The 14,137-nt window shown below is 37.4% G+C and carries 10 protein-coding genes; 5 read left to right on the forward strand and 5 right to left on the reverse strand.

Annotated features, from left to right (window positions below):
- The first annotated feature begins 73 nt into the window (after positions 1 to 73).
- Together QM481_RS21980 and QM481_RS21985 are read left to right on the forward strand one after the other, a co-directional pair.
- Positions 74 to 2,443: a glycoside hydrolase family 127 protein gene (locus tag QM481_RS21980; protein WP_283383346.1), complete on the forward strand. Its 2,370-nt coding sequence runs from the start codon at positions 74 to 76 to the stop codon at positions 2,441 to 2,443.
- A 225-nt stretch (positions 2,444 to 2,668) separates the two neighbouring features.
- On the forward strand, positions 2,669 to 3,736 hold the full coding sequence (locus QM481_RS21985) for a formylglycine-generating enzyme family protein (protein WP_283383347.1): 1,068 nt from the start codon (positions 2,669 to 2,671) through the stop codon (positions 3,734 to 3,736).
- Between the two features lie 3 nt (positions 3,737 to 3,739).
- On the opposite strand, the gene QM481_RS21990 is transcribed toward QM481_RS21985, so the two are convergent.
- From QM481_RS21990 to QM481_RS22010, 5 genes are all read right to left on the reverse strand, one after another.
- Positions 3,740 to 3,958 (reverse strand): hypothetical protein, encoded by a 219-nt coding sequence (locus tag QM481_RS21990; RefSeq protein WP_283383348.1) that lies wholly within the window; start codon positions 3,956 to 3,958, stop codon positions 3,740 to 3,742.
- Positions 3,959 to 4,115: 157 nt separating this feature from the next.
- On the reverse strand, positions 4,116 to 5,606 hold the full coding sequence (locus QM481_RS21995) for a RagB/SusD family nutrient uptake outer membrane protein (RefSeq protein WP_283383349.1): 1,491 nt from the start codon (positions 5,604 to 5,606) through the stop codon (positions 4,116 to 4,118).
- A 32-nt stretch (positions 5,607 to 5,638) separates the two neighbouring features.
- Positions 5,639 to 8,833, reverse strand: coding sequence for a SusC/RagA family TonB-linked outer membrane protein (locus QM481_RS22000; RefSeq protein ID WP_283383350.1), 3,195 nt, complete (start codon positions 8,831 to 8,833; stop codon positions 5,639 to 5,641).
- Positions 8,834 to 9,285: 452 nt separating this feature from the next.
- Entirely contained in the window at positions 9,286 to 9,627 is a 342-nt protein-coding gene (locus QM481_RS22005) for a DUF6686 family protein (protein ID WP_283383351.1), read from the reverse strand.
- Between the two features lie 32 nt (positions 9,628 to 9,659).
- Positions 9,660 to 9,875 carry a hypothetical protein gene (locus QM481_RS22010; protein ID WP_166551181.1) on the reverse strand — a complete coding sequence of 72 codons (216 nt, stop codon included), beginning with the start codon at positions 9,873 to 9,875 and terminating at the stop codon, positions 9,660 to 9,662.
- 259 nt (positions 9,876 to 10,134) lie between these two features.
- On the opposite strand from QM481_RS22010, the gene QM481_RS22015 reads away from it, so the two are divergent.
- The 3 genes from QM481_RS22015 to QM481_RS22025 all read left to right on the forward strand — a co-directional run.
- Positions 10,135 to 12,471, forward strand: coding sequence for a TonB-dependent receptor (locus QM481_RS22015; RefSeq protein ID WP_283383352.1), 2,337 nt, complete (start codon positions 10,135 to 10,137; stop codon positions 12,469 to 12,471).
- A 67-nt stretch (positions 12,472 to 12,538) separates the two neighbouring features.
- Positions 12,539 to 13,690 (forward strand): PepSY-associated TM helix domain-containing protein, encoded by a 1,152-nt coding sequence (locus QM481_RS22020; RefSeq protein ID WP_283383353.1) that lies wholly within the window; start codon positions 12,539 to 12,541, stop codon positions 13,688 to 13,690.
- Between the two features lie 201 nt (positions 13,691 to 13,891).
- Positions 13,892 to 14,137, forward strand: a 246-nt coding sequence (locus tag QM481_RS22025) for a (2Fe-2S) ferredoxin domain-containing protein (RefSeq protein WP_283383354.1), incomplete at its 3' end; no start/stop codon positions are given.

Raw genomic sequence — 14,137 nt, forward strand, 5'->3', positions numbered from 1 at the left:
CAAATCATGATTTAGTTACTTTTCTGTTATTTATATTTGTGTCAAAAATACACAATTTATTTTTTTGACGATAATGAAAAAAGTAACCTCTATGCTCATTGGGCTTGGCTTTACGATAAGTTCTTCAGTAAGCTATGCCCAAAACTCTCCAAAGCCGATTGAGGCTTTTTCTTTGAATGAAGTCAGATTGACACGCGGTGCATTTCTGCATGCCCAACAAAAGGATTTAGACTATATTCTTTCACTGAATGCCGACAGATTGCTTGCGCCGTATCGCAAGGAAGCAGGTTTACCCGTAAAAGCACCAGCGTATGGTAACTGGGAGAGTTCTGGCCTAGACGGTCATATTGGGGGGCATTATTTGTCTGCATTGGCGTTGATGTATGCATCTACAGATGATAAGCGTTTGAAAGAAAAGCTAGATTATTGTATCGCTGAACTAGCGCTTTGTCAACAGCAAAACAAGAATGGTTATGTGGGTGGAATACCCAATGGCAAAATTTTTTGGGAAAGGATTGGTAAAGGTGATATTGATGGTAGTGGCTTTGGTTTGAATAATACTTGGGTGCCTTTGTATAACATTCACAAGTTATTTGCTGGTTTAAGAGATGCCTATTTGATTGGTGGAAACCAAAAAGCTAAGGAAGTGCTGATTCATCTTACGGACTGGTTTTGTAATCTAATAGCGCCCCTGAACGATACGCAAATTCAACAGATGCTCAAAACAGAGCATGGAGGTATGAATGAGGTTTTGGCAGATGTGTATGTAATAACTCAACAAAACAAATATCTGGATGTAGCCGAAAGAATGTCGCATCAGGCTATTCTTGCGCCATTGGTATCCCATGAAGATAAATTAACAGGTTTACATGCCAATACACAAATTCCGAAAGTCATAGGTTTTGAAAGAATTGCTGAGTTGAAAAACCGTCAAGATTGGCATTCGGCGAGTGAATATTTTTGGCAAAATGTGACCCAAAAACGTAGTGTGGCTTTTGGAGGAAATAGTTATCGTGAACATTTCAACGCGACTAACGATTTCAAGCCTATGTTGGAGTCTAACCAAGGACCTGAGACTTGTAACTCGTACAATATGCTAAAACTCACCAAAGCATTATTTTTGCATGAGCCAAAGTCTTCATATATAGATTTTTACGAAAGAACACTTTACAATCATATTCTTTCTTCCCAGCATCCTGAACATGGAGGATTGGTTTATTTTACACCGATTCGTCCTCAACATTATCGAGTATATTCTGATGCTCAGAAAGGTTTTTGGTGTTGCGTTGGGTCTGGGATAGAAAACCACGGGAAGTATGCCGAGCTGATATATGCTCATGATGATAGAAATATTTGGGTAAACTTATTTATGCCATCACAACTTGATTGGAAAGAAAGAGGTATTCGTTTTATCCAAAAAACAGATTTTCCAAATCAAGAAAGCACTGTCATTCAACTTTCATTGAAGCAAACACAAAAATTTAAGTTATTTCTGAGAAAGCCATTCTGGCTAAATAGCGAAAAATTATTGGTGAAAGTCAATAATCAATCTCAATACTTAACAGTTGATGCACAGGGATATGTCTCACTTGAGAAGACGTGGAAAAATGGCGACAAAATTCAATTAGCATTACCAATGCAAACCCGTTTGGAGCAATTGCCTGATGGCTCTAATTGGTATGCTTTTGCTCACGGGCCAATCATTTTGGCTGCTGCTACGGATTCTTTGGATTTGAAGGGATTAGTTGCGGATGATTCAAGAATGGGTCATGAAGCTATGGGTAAATTGTATCCTATCAATCAAGCTCCTGTATTGGTGGGTTCACAAAATGCCGTAATTGCGAGTTTGAAGCCTCTTAAAAACCAGCCTCTTGCTTATAAAATAGAAAATCCTAATTTGTTTTTTACTCAAAAAACAAGTTTGATTTTAAAGCCATTTTATCAGTTGCATGATGCTCGTTACATGATGTACTGGCCTTTGATGAATGCTAATGAGGTAAGTCAGCACCAGGAAAAATTGAAGGCAGAAGAGCAGGCTGATATTATTTTGCGTCAAAAAACTGTAGATTGGATTAGTTTGGGCGAACAACAACCAGAAGCAGATCACGCCTTTGACGGAAAACAGACTAGAGTAGGAGGGAGTATTGGTAATTTTTGGCGTTCGACAACTGCATGGATGTCTTATAAACTAAATAACCCAGACTTAAAGTCCAAAGCGATTGAAATAACCATATTGAAAGATTCAAAAGCTCATGCTTTCGAAGTTTGGTTAAATGATACCTTAACTCAAAAAGTAGAGACTAGTACAGAAAACGGAAAATCACAAGTCTTTACCATAGACTTAGGGGAAAATATTTTGATGCAGAAAAGCATTCAAATTAAAATAGTCGCGACAGGAGAAAATGGTTCTGGTGCTATACAATCTATCCGATTGGTGAAATAGAGGCTCAATTCATGCAAACACTTGCAGTAACCTAACTAATTTTGTCAATAAAACGCTTTCTGAGGTACAGACCTTAGGAAGCGTTTTTTGTTTAAGATAAATAATCAGCAGATTTTAGGATAGTAAGGAGAATAAAACTAAAGGATACAAAACTCTTGAGTTTTTGCTAAATTTGAACATTATCCATAAAAATGATAACTCCTATTTTCTATAAAATTTTGTAACATGATGAGAATAATAATGCTGACAAGTCTGGTGGGATGGATCTTAAACCCAATTTCCCCTGAGGCTATCACCACTCAACAAAAGCCTTCTGTAGTTGTTTGTAAAACAGAACCTAAGAAAAAAAGCTTGGCTAGAATAGCTACGAAAAATAGTATCAAGGCTAATGCAGACAAGAAAGACAACGGAATGGTGTTTGTGCAAGGAGGTAGTTTTATGATGGGAAATAAAGACTTCTCAGATGCAGTACCTGTTCATAAAGTCACAGTCAACTCATATTGGATAGATGCGCATGAGGTAACGAATGCGGAGTTTTCAGCATTTGTAAAAGCTACCAAATATATCACCGTGGCAGAAAGACCACTCGATCCTAAAGCATTTCCTGGTGTTCCATTAGAAAAATTAAAGGCAGGGTCATTGGTTTTTAAAGTACCAAAGCAAGTAAGTTCACTTGACAACTACTTCGAATGGTGGGAGTTTGTAGCTGGCGCAGACTGGCAACATCCATTAGGTCCTAAGAGTAATATTGCAGGGAAGGAGAACTATCCCGTTGTTCATATTGCCCATGAAGATGCTGTGGCTTATGCCAAATGGGCAGGAAAACGTCTACCTACGGAGGCCGAATGGGAATTTGCCTCGAAGGGTAAAAATACTAGTTCCAAATACGAATGGGGAAATCAGTTACTACCTAATGGAAAATGGATGGCAAATATTTTTCAAGGTACCTTTCCGACAAGTAATCTTAAAAAGGATGGTTATGCTGCTACAGCTCCAGTAGGGTCATTCCCTGCTAATACCACGGGTGTGTATGATATGACAGGAAATGTTTGGGAATGGTGTAGTGATTTGTATCATGTGAATTATTACAAGTCGAGTCCCGCGCAGAATCCTAAAGGACCCAAAAATAGCTTTGATCCAGAAGAACCTGGCGTCGTAAAGTATGTTCAAAGAGGTGGCTCTTATCTGTGCAGTGATCAGTATTGTGTGAGATATGAGGCGGGGAGTAGAGGAAAAGGAGAGGCCATGAGTTCGACAAACCATATTGGTTTTCGATGTGCTAAAGATATGTAAGTACTAACTAGGAATATTTACACAGGCTGTTTCGTTTGATTTGTGGGAGGCATTTTGTACTTCGAACTGTTGATCAAACTCATCTTTTGTCATGAAGAATAGTTCTTCAGTTGTATCGTCGAATCGAGTAAACAATACACAGAAGGCTTCAATATCGCGATTATAGATGGAGCTACTAATTACCTTAATACGAGAAAGGCTTTTTTTGTGTCGATATAACATATAGTTTTATAAAGTATGGATTGGACAAATAAATATTAAACAAATATTGTATAAAATTTAAATTATACACGCTATTTATTTCATTTTTTCTCAAAAAAGAGGGCTGTTATTAACCTAAGTTGATAACAGCCCTACTATTTTTAAGCCCTAAATTAGCTTATTGTGGGTTTTGGACAACCACACCATTAGTGTTATTGATTTCGTCTTGAGGAATCAAGAATACCCATCTCTTATCACCAGCAGATACATCCATTACACCGTTTGTATAAGCAGCATTGTGGTTACCACCATTGCGGTTCAAAGCAGCGTTTGTACGTTTCAAATCGTAGAAACGGAAACCTTCACCCCAAAGTTCAACACGACGCTGAGTCATGATTTCTTCGATTAATGCATCTCCAGTCTTTGTAGATTTTACATAAGAAGGGTCACGGTTAATTGCTAAAGGATAAAGCGCATCGGCAGCACCTGAGTTATTTCCTGAACGAGCCAAAGCTTCAGCCTCAATCAAATACATTTCGGCAGCACGCATGTAAGGAACATCACCGATACTTAAGTTTACATCCGCAACCTTAAATTTCTTAGGATGGTAAGCGTATCTGTTGAACGTAGAAGCTGGAAGAGGGAAATCAACGGTGTTTTTACCTGTTGGATCCCACAATTTCTTACGAATATCTGTATCAGTAATTTTATTGTACAATGCCGAGAACATCACTTTTGGAGTTGAACGAATAGCCGTTGAGCTATAGTTGTTCGACATATAAGCAAAGAACGAGTAGAAGTAGTTAGTCTGATCCGCTACAATTCTAGAAGCCCACATCCATTCTCCATTTGAATAGTTGTTGAAACCACCCAAATAGTCTGTATTTGACATCAATGCAAAGCCAGTTCTTGCTTCTTTTGCTAAGGTAGCAGCAGTAGTCCAATCTTGTTGAGTAAGTGCAACACGAGCTTTGATACCTTTTGCTACATTGATATTGAAGTGAGACTTGTCTAAACGAGTATAGCCTGAAAACAAAGCAATAGCATCTGTTAAGTCTTTGTTGATTTGAGTATAAACCTCAGCAACAGTAGCACGTGGCGTTGGAGTAGTTTTTGGTTCAAGAACTAACGGAACACCTAAACCACTGTTAGCAGCACCAGCCACAAAGCGTTCTCCAAATAACTGTACCATTTGGAAATACGCCCAACCACGGTAAGTTAAAGCCTCTGCTTTGATTGCATTTCTATCAGCATCCGACCCTTCTGCTTTATCAATGTTCGCAATAATCATGTTTGCGTTACTAATAAGCATGTAATAGAAAGTGTAGCTATAATAACAAATTGAGCTAGTTGCAGTACGGTGACTAATCCATTGATACTCACTTCTCAACCATGAGTTTGAAACGTTAGGAAATACTAAGTCCTCCCCCAAAATGTCGGTATATAACATGTTACCAGACTGACCACCCTGTGCCTGCACGCTAAAAATTTGTGAGTACATCAAACGGTGAATACCATTTAATGCCGCCCAAGCATTTTTAGTTGTTTTAAAAGCATCTACTGTAGCAACTTGGTCTGTAGGTGCTGTTTCGAGATAATCCGATTCGCACGCAGATAATGACAATACAGTCATTAATCCTAGAACGCCTTTTTTAAGTATATTTTTCATTTGCTTTTTCTCTTTTATTGATGATTTCCTAATTAAAAACCTAAACGAGCACCAATTGACATAACTCTGTTGAAGTTATAGGTGTTGTCTACAGTACCGTTGAATGAACCTGTTACGTTCATACCTTTTCTTGCTGACAATAGACCAAGGTTTTCACCTGAGAAATAGATGCTTGCATTTTTAGCACCAATCTTAGCCAACCAGTTTGAAGGGATTTTATAAGTTAGGGTAACATTATTCAACATTAAGTATGAAGCATCTGTTAAGAATCTTGTACTACCACCAGCTTGGTTAGCGATGTTTCCGTTATCAAAACGAGGAACGTCTGTTACGTCACCCGCTTTTTGCCAACGTCTTAATGCGTCTACGTGCATAGCTGTGCCATAAGTACCACCGTGCATCAACGAACCATATGCTGAATCATACACTTTACCACCTAACTGGTAAGTTAATTGTACGCTCAATGTAAAGTTTTTGTATGAGAAGTTGTTATTCATCGAACCATAGACATCTGGAATAGAAGATGCGCCATTGTAACGAAGGTTCGCCTCCGATAATACTGTTGTTACTGTATCAGCACCGATTACCTTACCGTTAGTCGTCAGGATGTTCGTTTTATACAAAGCATTACCTGTTTCAGAGTCAACACCATAGAATTGACGCATGTAGAAATCATAAATTGAGTGACCAACACTTAAACCTTTTGAACCAGAGATAATCAATGGTTGGTTTTCTGGCATTTTAGTGATTTGGTTTTTCAAAGTAGTCGCATTAATAGTTGCTGAATATTTGAAATCACCTGTGTTGATGATATCACCTGTCAATTGCAATTCTAAGCCTCTGTTGTAAAGGTTACCAATATTTTTTGGTGTCGTAAATCCACCACTTGTCGTTCCTCCTGATGCTAATGGAAGCGGTACATTAAAAATCAATCCATCTGTTTCACGATTGAAATACTCAAGGCTACCAGATAGTCTACCTTTAAACAAGCTAAAGTCAACACCTAAGTCAAAATTGTTAGCTGTTTCCCATGTCAAATTAGGATTTGGAATGGATGCTTGTGTAAATCCAGGTTCAGCGTTGTTATTTCTACCTAAAGTATATAATGCTTGGTAAGGATAATACATTGCGTTACCACTAGGGTCGTTTAGACGGTCGTTACCTACAACACCATAAGATGCTCTTACTTTTAACAAGTCAACCCATTTCACATCAAAGAAATCTTCTCTTTCGATATTATAAGCTCCACCAACTGACCAGAAGTTAGCCCAACGTACGCCAGGAGCGAAACGAGAGTTACCATCACGACGGATAGAAGCATTCAAGATATACTTTTTGTCAAAGTCATAATTAGCACGAGCAAAGAAACTTTCTAAAGTATAATTATCCTCATAAGAAGAAACACCTAATACTGTTGCAAAGTTTGGCAATTCAGTAATGCCATCAACGATAATTCCTGAACGAGAACCTTGCAAATAGTTGTATTTGTAAGTAAAGTTCTCATGACCACCCAATACATTTACATGGTGTTTGCCAAAAGATTTGTCATATTCTAACAATTGGTTCCAAGTATAGTTCGTAGTACGATACAAGTAGTGATATGAACGACCTGCAGGAGCACCATCACCAATCGTAGGGTTGTCATAAGTACGGTAGTGAGTATCTTGTAAGTCAAAGCTCAAATTTGTTGTAGCTTTCAAGCTAGGCAAAATAGAGATTGTCGCGAATGTACGAGCACCTAACAAACCACGAATTTGGTTACGTTGGTTCAACTCATTTTCCCAAATTGTGTGACGACCACTTGAGTTTGGTCTAGAGTCACCCATGTCATAAACTTTGTTACCGTTTGCATCCAAAACATACGCTCCTGTAGTTGGGTCATGTTTGTAAACTGGATAAATCGGAGCCATGAAACGAGAAATATAGAATGGGTTGATGAAAGATGTACCACCATCAGAACCTGCATCGATATTTGCCATACTGTATGTACCGTTCAAGTTCAAACCAGTTTTCAACCATTTCGTAGCTTGTGTATTTACACTAACACGACCTGTGAAACGTTCGAAATCAGATTTTAACAAATAACCTTGTTCTTTTGTATAACCTAATGAAACAAAATAGTCAGATTTGCTAGTACCACCATCATAGTTGATCGTATAGTTTTTTCTGCTTTTTCCACCTTGTTGCATAGCATTAGCCCAGTTCAAGTCTTCTGGATATAATAGCTGAGCATTAGGGTTCAATTGTCCGTTTACGTCTACAATTTGTGTAGGAGAAACGTTGAATGGGTTGTAGTTACCTAATAAGTTATAAGTACTAGAGAATGTTCTACCACCATAAGCAGTTGTCAAACCTGAGGCAATACTACTTGCTATATCCTGCGGTACTTTCAAAGAACCATAAACCAATGTGTTACGGTTTACTTCCCACATCAAAGGATAATATTGTTGAGCGCTTACAGTTTCATACTCCGGCAAACCTCTAGCAATTACACCTACTGATGCGCTTACATTGAAGTTATTACGACCTTCTTTCCCTTTTTTGGTAGTAATCATGATTACACCGTTTGCACCACGTGAACCGTAGATAGCTGTAGTGGCAGCATCTTTCAATACTGAGATAGACTCAATATCATCTGGGTTCAATGTTGCAGTACTACCGTTGAAAGGTACGCCATCAACCACATAAAGAGCACTGTTTGAAGCAGAAAGTGAGCCAAAGCCTCTTACACGAATGGTTGGTTCAGAACCTGGAGCACCACCAGACAAAGTAGCCTGAACCCCTGGAGCAGCACCTACTAGGGCATTCATTACGTTTGCTACTGGTTTAGTTGCAATTACGTCTTTGCCGATTTGAGCAGACGAACCTACGTGTGTAGCTTTGTTTACAGTACCATAGCCAACAATTAATACTTCGTTCAGCATCTGAGCATCGCCTTCAAGCGAAACATCGATAGTTGTACGGTTTTGGATAGCAATTTCTTGTTTTGTGTAACCTACCGATGAAATAACTAGAGTGCCATTTCCAGTAGCAGCGATACTAAATTTACCATCCTTATCGGTGGTCGTACCTTTGGTAGTACCTTTTAGAACAACTGTAACACCAGGTAAGGCTGTACCGTCTTCTTTCGAAGAAACAACCCCCTTCACGGTAGTTTGAGCTTGGGCATAGCCACAAGTCAACACAAACAGAAATAATACGAGAAAATTTCGTAAATGATTATTCATTTTTTGTGCGTTTTTAGTTAGTAGATAAAGAAAATACAATAATTAGCAAAAGAAGATATCTATGAAAAGTACCAATAATAATGCAGTCCAATGGGGTGCTGTGGTTTATCGAAAAAATTATGTATGGTGGTTTTTATAAATATCAAAATAAAATAACTGCTTGTATGTGGAAAACAGGAATTTTATTGATTTGAGGTAAAATTAGCGTATTTTTTACTAAAATTTTACAAAAGATTAATATAATTTCTTTAAGATGAGTATTTATTCCTAAATTTTACTTTCAAATTATTCTCAATATGTGCTATTTATCATGATATTTCTTCGCTTAGGTATATAAAAAATGCCTTAGTTTAACGGTCTACAATTGTTAAACTAGGGCATTTATAAACTTTGTTTTGTCTTATTTTAATTATACAAAATAGTATTCTGCATCTTGTTAAATTTTTATATTTTTATTCGTCAATTTGACTGTTTGATAGTATAAATCGTGCTTCAATAACCAACAATGCTTCGGTTATGAAATCACATAGTTCAAGGATTTCGGCTTCTGAAAACAATAAAAAGAAGTGCTGTAGCGGAGTTTTGAATAACAACTCTTTCCCATGAGAACTTGGATACTCATAAAAGCCTATTTTTTCCTCCATGACAGCTTTAAATTGTCTAAGCTCAGCTAAAGAAAGTGCAAAAAGCAAATTTTTATAGGAAAGATTATATTGATTGCAACAAGTGCAGTGACTAACAAAAGCATTTTCTTTTTCCAGAATGCTTTGAGTTTGATGTTCTTGATGACGCATAGTATATACGTTTTTAGCTTTAAGGTCAAAATCTACTTCGAAAGGTATTCGCTGTAATACCCAATCCCTTTCAATGCAGTACTGATTGATTGAGGAGTTATCAGTTCTTCTGACACCACAGAAAGTGCGTGATTAAAATCAGAAAAATCAATACTGAATGATTTAATTCCGAGTGGCTGTAAAGCTTCCCATACCGATTGGATACCTATCGGTGATTGTATATCGGTTCTAAACATTAAAATATTCATAGGCTTGCTAATTTAAGTTTAACTATTTGATTAATAGATAATTAATATATTTTCTTGTGTTAAATTCTAAGCAAATATATTTACTTGTTTAGAATTGTTCCAAATAAAAACGTGTATTTATTTGTATTTAGTCTAAATAAGCTATAGTTTTGTTTCATCAAAATCAAAATAATTAGGGATTTCAATCTATAAATATGGCTTTGGGGATACCCTAAATAGTGGACACTAACCACTTGATCAACTCTCAAATATTTCTATAATGAAAAACATTTATTTTACATTGATGCTATTGATGTGTTCATGGTTATCAATAGCTCAAACCGCAGTATTGAAAGGACAAGTCAAAACTAAAGAGGGCAAACCTGCGGAATTTGTGAATGTAATTTTACGTAGTACTAATAAAGGTGTAGTGACCAACGATGCTGGTAATTTTGAAATTCAAGGGCTTAAAGCTGGTAACTATATAGTTCAGGCTAGTTTTGTAGGCTTAGAAGCTGTTCAACAAAAAGTAAGTTTAACCTCTGGACAAACACTGGAAATTACCTTGACTTTACCTGAAAGTGCCAAAGAATTACAGGAAGTTATCGTAAACTCGAACCCTAGTAAATATGTAACAGATTATCCTTCAATCTCTTTAAGATTAAAAACCCCTTTACTCGAATTACCTCAAAATATCCAAGTTGTTACGAAACAACTCCTTCAAGACCAACAAATTTTTGACATGCTCGAAGGCGTAACCCGCAATGTAAGTGGCGTTACACGCCTTGAGCACTGGGATAATTATGCACTTTTGAATATGCGTGGTTCGCAAATTGCAGCTTTTAGAAATGGAATGAATGTGCAAATGGCTTGGGGACCTCTTGCTGAAGATATGAGTATGGTCGAGCGTATTGAGTTTGTCAAAGGTCCTGCTGGATTTATGCTTGCCAATGGTGAACCTGCGGGTTTTTACAATGTAGTAACCAAAAAGCCAACGGGGATTACACGTGGCGAGGTAACTGGTACTGTAGGAAGTTTTAATACCTATCGTACTACATTGGATTTGGATGGAAAGTTGACGAATGATGGAAAATTACTGTACCGTCTAAACATTATGGGGCAGTCGAAAGGCTCGCACCGCTTGTTTGAGCACAATAATCGTGTGTCGGTAGCACCAGTTATCAAATACCAAATTTCACCTAAAACTTCATTGACCGCTGAGTACACCTACCAGTATAACCAAATGTCAATGATTGGGTCTAATTATTCTTATTCGAAAAAAGGTTTTGCTGATTTACCAGCAAGTTTTACGACTGCTGAGAAAAATATGGATCCGACCAATATCAACGACAATACGATTTTTTTGACGTTTGCTCATGCGTTTAATCCTAATTGGAAGTTTACAGGACAGGTGGCTTATATGAATTATAGCCAAGTGGGACAATCGATGTGGCCTACTGGTATATCAGCCAATGGCGATACACTTTATCGTAAAATGTCTATCTGGGATGTATTAGGTGAAAATAAGCTTGGACAGTTTTTTGTAAATGGAGATTTTAAAACGGGCTCTTTTAAACACCTTTTGTTGGGAGGTACCGACATTGGTTACAAGGATTATTATCATGATTTTGTAGATGGAAAGGAAATTACTCCTTTGGCAATTTACAATCCACAATACGGTATTACTCCCGAATCGGTATATCCTGTGTATGATAGAAGTAAAAGCTTAAAAGAACGTGGGGCGCATTATTACCAAAAATACTATGCGTTTTATGTGCAAGATGAAATTCATCTGATTGAAAACAAATTAAGATTAACCTTGGCTGGTCGCTTTACGTCCTCAACTGACGGTAATCCTTATGCTGGCGAAGCTGTTGGAAACAAATTTACACCACGAGTTGGCTTAAGTTATTCGCTTGATAAACATACTTCTGCCTACGCGGTGTTTGATGAAGCATTCATTCCACAAGCTGGTGCTGGTCAAAATGGTGTAAGTTTTAAGCCTATTACAGGCAATAATAAAGAAATTGGTTTGAAAAGAGAATGGCTGGGAGGCTTGTGGACTACCTCTGTGGCTGCTTATAATATCACCAAGAATAATGTACTAACTGCTGATCCTAGCAACCCTAATTTTTCTGTGCAGTTGGGACAAACTCAAACAAAAGGTGTTGAATTTGACCTTCGTGGACAAATCCTTCATGGACTAGACCTAACCTTAAATTATGCTTATACTAACGCAAAAGTTACCAAAGATACCAATCCTGTAAATGAGGGTGTTGATGTGCCCGGTTCAACCAGAAACATTGCCAATGCTTGGTTATCATATAAAGCTACCAATGGAAAATTGAAAGGCTGGGGCGTTTCGTTGGGAGCTCAATATCAAAATGGTCGTTCGTCTTGGTACGTATTTGATGGAACGAAACAACCTCTGAAAGATTATTTCAAAATGGATGGCGCAGTTTCATATCAAGTCAATAAATTATCTTTTGCATTGAATATCAATAATTTACTTAATGCCTATTTGTATTCAGGTGCTTATTACAACTGGGGTGGTTTTTATTATTATCAAACGGAAGCCCTACGCAATGCTCGCTTGACAGTAGGATACAAATTTTAATTGTAGAGGCATCCTTCCAATAGGAGGGATGCTCATTTATTGATTATACATCTAAAATTATTCTTCAATGAATTTTAAAAAACTTGTCGGAAAAATTCATTTATTCTTGGGTTTGGCTTCAGGGATTATCGTTTTTATCATTAGTGTTACGGGTTGTTTGTATGCTTTTCAGGAAGAAATACAAAATGCAACTGAGGAGTTTCGTTTTGTTACACCCCAAAAAACATCGATGTTATCTCCTTCCAAATTACAGGAGATTGCTACTAAAACTTTGCCTACCAGAAATTTACATGCAATTATGTACGGCACGTCCGATCAATCAGTTCAAGCTATATTTTATCATTTCGAACCTTACCATTATTTCCTCGTGTACCTCGACCCATACACAGGCAAGGTGCTGCATGTGAAAGATATGTCAAAGGATTTTTTTAGATGGGTGTTAGATGGGCATTATTATTTGTGGTTACCTCCTACAGTTGGACAACCTATCGTGGCTTCGGCAACACTGGTCTTTTTTGTCCTGCTTATTTCTGGCATTATTCTTTGGTGGCCTAAAAATAAAAGTGCTGCCAAACAGCGATTTTCAATTAAATGGAATGCTCAATGGCGTCGCAAAAACTATGATTTACACAACGTTTTAGGTTTTTATGCTTCGTGGGTGGTGGTTGTATTGGTTATAACGGGATTGGTTTGGGGATTTCAATGGTTTTCTAAAGGAGTTTATGCTGGTATTGGCGGAAAAAAATCTTTAGAATTTGTTGAACCACTTTCAAGAAAAGTCCCTACCTCAAGTTCAGAAGTAGCCATAGACCAAGCTTGGCAAAAAGTATTGAAAGAAACACCTCACGCAGCATCCATCGAAGTCCACGTTCCCGAATCCGATTCTGCTTCAATTGCTGTGAATGTAAATCATCAAAAAGGTACTTACTGGACAACAGATTATCGATACTTTGATCAATATACTCTCAAAGAAATTAATGTTTCACACATTTATGGTCGTCTCAAAGATGCTACTGCGTCTGACAAACTTTTCAGAATGAATTATGATATTCATGTTGGTGCTATTTGGGGTATTGCAGGAAAAATTTTAGCTTTTTCAGTAAGTCTCATTTCAGCAAGTTTGCCTATTACTGGATTTATGATTTGGTGGGGCCGCCGCAATAAAAAGAGAGATACTTTACCAAAACAAAAAAATAAAACCGCATTAATTACTGAGTAACTAAAATGGCTGATGAAAGGATTGGCACAGTGCGACTGGCGTAGTGCAACTGGCGCAATGCAGTTGGTCCTTTTGAATCAAAAAGCCATTTCAATTTGTATTTAGAAAGTCGACCTCTATACCTTTATTTCGCTATCAGAAACCTATCCGTTTATTTTGGATAGGTTTTTTTTTATCTTGTACTAAAAATCTTCAAAAGTTATGTCTCATGTAACATTTCCCGAAAGAACCATTCTGATTTGCGATGGTAGCAAATGCGGAAAACATAAAGAACTTCGGAAGTTCTTTAAGGAGTCTATAAAAGACCATGGACTCAAAGACAAGGTTGAAATTGTGAAAATTGAATGTACTGATCGCTGTAAACATGCTCCCATATTATGTTTTCAACCGCAAAATCAATGGCTGTCTGAAGTTACCGTATGGCAAGCTGATGCACTGTTTAAAAAG

Origin of the sequence: Flectobacillus rivi (assembly GCF_030056655.1) — a bacterium.
GTDB lineage: Bacteria > Bacteroidota > Bacteroidia > Cytophagales > Spirosomataceae > Flectobacillus > Flectobacillus rivi.